The sequence below is a fragment of the Schlesneria sp. genome (assembly GCF_036405755.1).
Taxonomy (GTDB): Bacteria; Planctomycetota; Planctomycetia; order Planctomycetales; family Planctomycetaceae; genus Schlesneria; species Schlesneria sphaerica.
This window is the reverse complement of record NZ_DASWWZ010000707.1, coordinates 1-4,534: the sequence shown is the minus strand read 5'-3', so window position 1 is coordinate 4,534 and position 4,534 is coordinate 1. Positions and strand designations below refer to the sequence as shown.

Below are 4,534 nucleotides of genomic sequence, written 5' to 3'. Positions count from 1 at the left end.
AGTTCATCCACCCTTGCTTGGACGCATCAGAAGCAAGGTCCGCAATCTCTGCGGGAGTCCGATCCAGCATTCGGGTCCAGATTGTATCGAGCAACATTTTGCCGCGCGTCCCGCACAAGTAGCCGAGCAGCAATGCATACGCCACCAGCACCGGGGTCACGACCGGACGGGTCCGCTTCTTGTTGATCCTGCCGGTCAGATACCCCGCCTGAGTCCACGATGATGCAAGATTCTGGGAAGTGGACATGAGTGTGGCAGGACTGAACCTTCCCGAAAATTTTTCCCCCAGTTGCCTGGCAACGTCTGTAGAACTGGCAAGGGCCCCGACCGGGACTGCAACCACGGACGGTGTCATCTCACGCAATAGGGCATCACGAGCAGCAGCAGCCAAACACGCCAGCATGGGCCGAGCCGCAGGATCAGCGGTCCAAAAATGCCGCAGGAGTCGGAAGACCGGACGGGTATGGTCGAGTGTATAAAGTTCCACGAGCCGCTGGGCTGTTCGCTTTCGGGTCGTCTGCGTCGGTTTGCCCAGAACGTTTTGCTCAACGACAGCGGAGATGTATTCGTCGGTCTTCGCCTTACAGTCCACGTGATCCAAGGTGAGTGACAACTCGGCAAGCATCATCGTCCGGCTGGTATGGACGCTCGACAGCCCATCGCCGAATCCAAGTGAAGTGTTCAACTCGGACCGCGATGACTTAAGATTGGCCCTTTTAGGCATCTCCAACTTCCACTGTCAATATTCAGAACACGTGTCGAGCGTCGAGCAAAATCGGCGGCTCGATTCTCAATTCGGGTGGTTGCGATGCGAAAGGCTACTGTGCGACAATGAAATTATAAAGAGACCGCCGCTCTGGGCATTGAGTACGACCAAACTCAAGATTTGCTGACCGATTTCTTTCCCTCCTCAAAGACTCATACGAACTGGCGGAAGAGGGGCGGAATGGGTGCTGCCAAGTTTACGGAGACCGGGCATCTCGACCGGCGACTGGCGGAACGTCAATTTCGGCTCAACGTTCGCCAAGATCATCAAACGGGCGGGGCTGGTGGCCTGGCCAAGAGCATGGCACAACCTGCGAAGTTCGCGTCAGACCGAACTGACAGAAATTTTCCCCAGCCACGTCGTCAGCGGGTGGTTGGGCAACAGTGAACGAGTCCCCGAAAAGCACTATCTGCAAGTGCTCGATTCGCATTTCGAGAAAGCAACCAGTGCAGACTGTATGCGTCCCTGTATGCAGAATCGCGATGAAACAGCAGGCAACGCACCGCACAGCAAGCAGGCAGAAACGAAAAAAGCCCCTGAAATTCAGAGGCTTACTGCTTCATACGCAGGCATGCAAAATCGAAAAATGGGCGATACTGGATTCGAACCAGTGACTTCCACCGTGTGAAGATGGCACTCTAGCCGCTGAGTTAATCGCCCTGAGTTTCTTCCGGCTGGTCATTGCTTTGATCACACCGGATTACGGTCAATTTGTATCCGTTGACGCGGGTGTCGGCAAGGAAGAGCGATCGGTGATTGCTGAGGTTCGCGCCATCTGGTCGGATTTCTTGTGCACAATCCGACCAGATGGCTGGGTTCGACACGGGCAAGGTCCCTGCGCGGATGCAGCGGGTTTCGCTGAGATCGCTCGAAATGGTACTCGACCTACAGCTTGTGACAGCTCGTCTTATCGCGACCAATTATTGCGACCAACTGGTGGGCTGGCGCACCCAGCGGTGTTCTTTCAATTGCTCGCGAAGTGAATTGGGCAAGGTTCCGGCGTCACTGGTCGCAAGATTCGCTTCGACATTTCGCACGGATCTCATTCCTGGGATCACGGTCGAGACGGCCGGATGTGAGAACGAGAATTGAAGTGCCATTTCTGCCATCGTCATTCCGGCTGGAATGAGAGAGCGAAGGGCGTCTGCTCGATCCACACTGGCATTCAAATTTTCGGGGACGAAATAGGTACTGCGCCAGTCTTCCCTGGGCCAGGTGGACGACTTGGTCAAGGTTCCGGTGAGCGTCCCTTCGTCGAACGGGACGCGGGCGATGACTGCCACGTCGTGCTTCTGGCAGGCCGGGAACAATTCGTCTTCCGGGTTCTGATCAAAGATGTTGTAGATGACCTGGACGGCGTCGATCAGTCCACTCTTCACCGCCTCGATCCCGTTCCAGGGTTCCCAGCGATTGAGGCTGATGCCGATGGCCTGGAAAAGCCCCTGTGCCTTGAGATCGGTCATCTTGTGATACCAGCGATCATCGCGCAGCCAGCTGTCTTCCCACGTGTGAAACTGCACGAGATCAAACGAAGCGAGTCCGGAATTCTTCAGGCTGGAGGTGACGTACTCTTCGATGTGCTCGGGAGGAAAGCAATCGTCGAGTGAGTATTCGCGGCGACTGGGCCACTTGAAATTTTTCGGAGGGATTTTTGTGGCTGTGTAGAGCTTCCTGTCAGGAAAAGCACGGACCAGATCACCCAGGATGGCTTCGCTTTTCCCGGCGCCATAGCCCCAGGCGGTGTCGAAAAAATTACAGCCCAGTTCCACGGAGCGGTGCAGGGCGCGGTTCACTTCGTTCAGGTCGGAACCGGTCCAGCCAGCCATGCCCCACATTCCGTATCCGATTTCGCTGACTTGCCAGTCGGTTCGTCCGAATCGTCGATATTTCATAGACCCTGAGGCCTCCTTTGAATTCGTCGTCGATGAAAAATTGCAGGATGCGGAAGGGAGCAAATGTGTCGCAGAGGATGGCTTCCGGGACCGACAGCGGTTTCCTGACGGCTAGGTGATAACCGTCGCGTCAACTGAAGTAAAGCAGGGGGATATCCTGACTTACTGACGTCCAGGTCCTGTCAGTTGAAGTCACGTCGGAAGGGAGGCCTGAATCGCTGACTTTGACAGGGCTGGAAATGTCGCTTTTCTCACAAGATTGATAGCATACCCGACGAAAATTGAGGGTGGAGCACCTGGAAAGCGAGCGGAGACGACGATGCTGATTGGTTGCGTAGTTGTGTACATGATGATCACGGTTGCGATTGGCATTTACGCATCGACTCGTGTGCAGAGTTCCAAAGACTTCATGGTGGCAGGACGATCGTTGCCGCTGTACATGAACTTTGCCTGCGTTTTCGCGACCTGGTTTGGGGCCGAGACTGTTCTTTCCGTCTCATCCAAGTTTGCTCACGGTGGGTTGACCACGGTCTCGGGCGACCCCTTCGGAGCCTCACTCTGTCTGATTCTGGTCGCGTTCTTCTTTGCCCGCACGTTCTACCGCATGGAATTGATGACGATTGGCGACTACTACCACCTGCGATATGGAAAATTTGTTGAGATTGTCACGTCGCTGGGGATTGCCAGTTCCTACCTCGGCTGGACGACCGCTCAACTTTCCGCATTGGGACTGGTCATCAACGTTCTTTTCCCGGCGATCACTTTGAACCAGGCGATTCTGATTGGTGCGGTCATTGTGACCGTGTACACGATGTTTGGTGGAATGTGGTCCGTTGCTCTGACAGACGTGGTCCAGACGGCAGCGATTGCGATTGGGCTTCTGGTTGTGGCGTATATTCTTGGCCACAAGGCGGGGGGGATTGACCACGTCTTTGCTGAGGCTTCAAGTCAGGGGAAACTGAACCTTTTCCCGCAAGCCAAAACTGCTGCGTGGATGGTTTTCCTGGGTGAGTTCATCACGATGTCGCTTGGATCGATTCCTCAACAGGACGTGTTTCAGCGTGTGACGAGTGCCAGGAATGAACGGACGGCCATGATTGGAACGATGATGGGAGGTGTTTTCTACTTCCTGTTTGCATTCGTACCGATGTTCATCGCATTCGCCGCGACCATGGTCGATGCCAGTTTTCTCACTCAGTTCGAGGCGGCGGGCGAACGCGAGGTCCAGAAACTGCTGCCGACTCTGATCTTGAAAGAGATGCCGATCTGGTGTCAGGTGTTGTTCTTTGGCGCGGTCCTCTCGGCCATTTTGTCGACCGCCAGCGGAACATTGCTCGCGCCTGCGAGTTTGCTGACGGAAAACGTGCTGAACCCGATCACCAAGGATTTCAGTGATAAGTCGCTGTTGTGGCTGCTGCGCGTCATTCTGATCATCGTTTCGGTAGTTTCGACGTTGATTGCCGTCAATTCCAACAAGACCATGTATGACATGGTTGAAGGGGGCTATCAGGTGACGCTGGTGGTCGCCTTTGTGCCGCTGGTCTGTGGCATCTACTGGAAACGGGCCACGACACAGGGGGCGATTTTCTCAATTCTGCTGGGCGTTCCGGTCTGGCTGGGGACGGAATACATCTACTCCGAAGAGAGCGAGCAGATCTGGCGCAACGTTCCGTCGCACCTTTACGGTCTGATGGCGTCGTTCCTGGGGATGTGGATCGGATCCTCCATGCCGAATTGGATCAAGCACCGTGTGGCCGATCCTGCTGCTCTGGCAAATCGACGCAGTTCAGCGATGGGGCACTGATCGTTTTGCCGTTGCGGCAAAGTGCGACTGTTCGTGCGGCGAGGAGGCACGCTCTGCTGCTCGCTCCGTGCA

At 55.3% G+C, this 4,534-nt stretch carries 3 protein-coding genes and 1 tRNA gene; 1 reads left to right on the top strand and 3 read right to left on the bottom strand.

The window, feature by feature from the left end; genetic code table 11:
- From VGE80_RS23345 to VGE80_RS23335, 3 genes are all read right to left on the bottom strand, one after another.
- On the bottom strand, positions 1-724 hold a 724-nt coding region (locus VGE80_RS23345; RefSeq protein ID WP_440594327.1), incomplete at its 3' end, for a BrxA family protein.
- A gap of 629 nt (positions 725-1,353) precedes the next feature.
- Positions 1,354-1,426 (bottom strand) — tRNA-Val (locus VGE80_RS23340).
- Between the two features lie 260 nt (positions 1,427-1,686).
- Positions 1,687-2,658 carry an aldo/keto reductase gene (locus tag VGE80_RS23335; RefSeq protein WP_440594326.1) on the bottom strand — a complete coding sequence of 324 codons (972 nt, stop codon included), beginning with the start codon at positions 2,656-2,658 and terminating at the stop codon, positions 1,687-1,689.
- Positions 2,659-2,977: 319 nt separating this feature from the next.
- Here VGE80_RS23335 and VGE80_RS23330 point away from each other — a divergent pair, with 319 nt between their 5' ends.
- Positions 2,978-4,462 carry a sodium:solute symporter family protein gene (locus VGE80_RS23330; protein WP_373651146.1) on the top strand — a complete coding sequence of 495 codons (1,485 nt, stop codon included), beginning with the start codon at positions 2,978-2,980 and terminating at the stop codon, positions 4,460-4,462.
- The last annotated feature ends 72 nt before the right edge of the window (positions 4,463-4,534 follow it).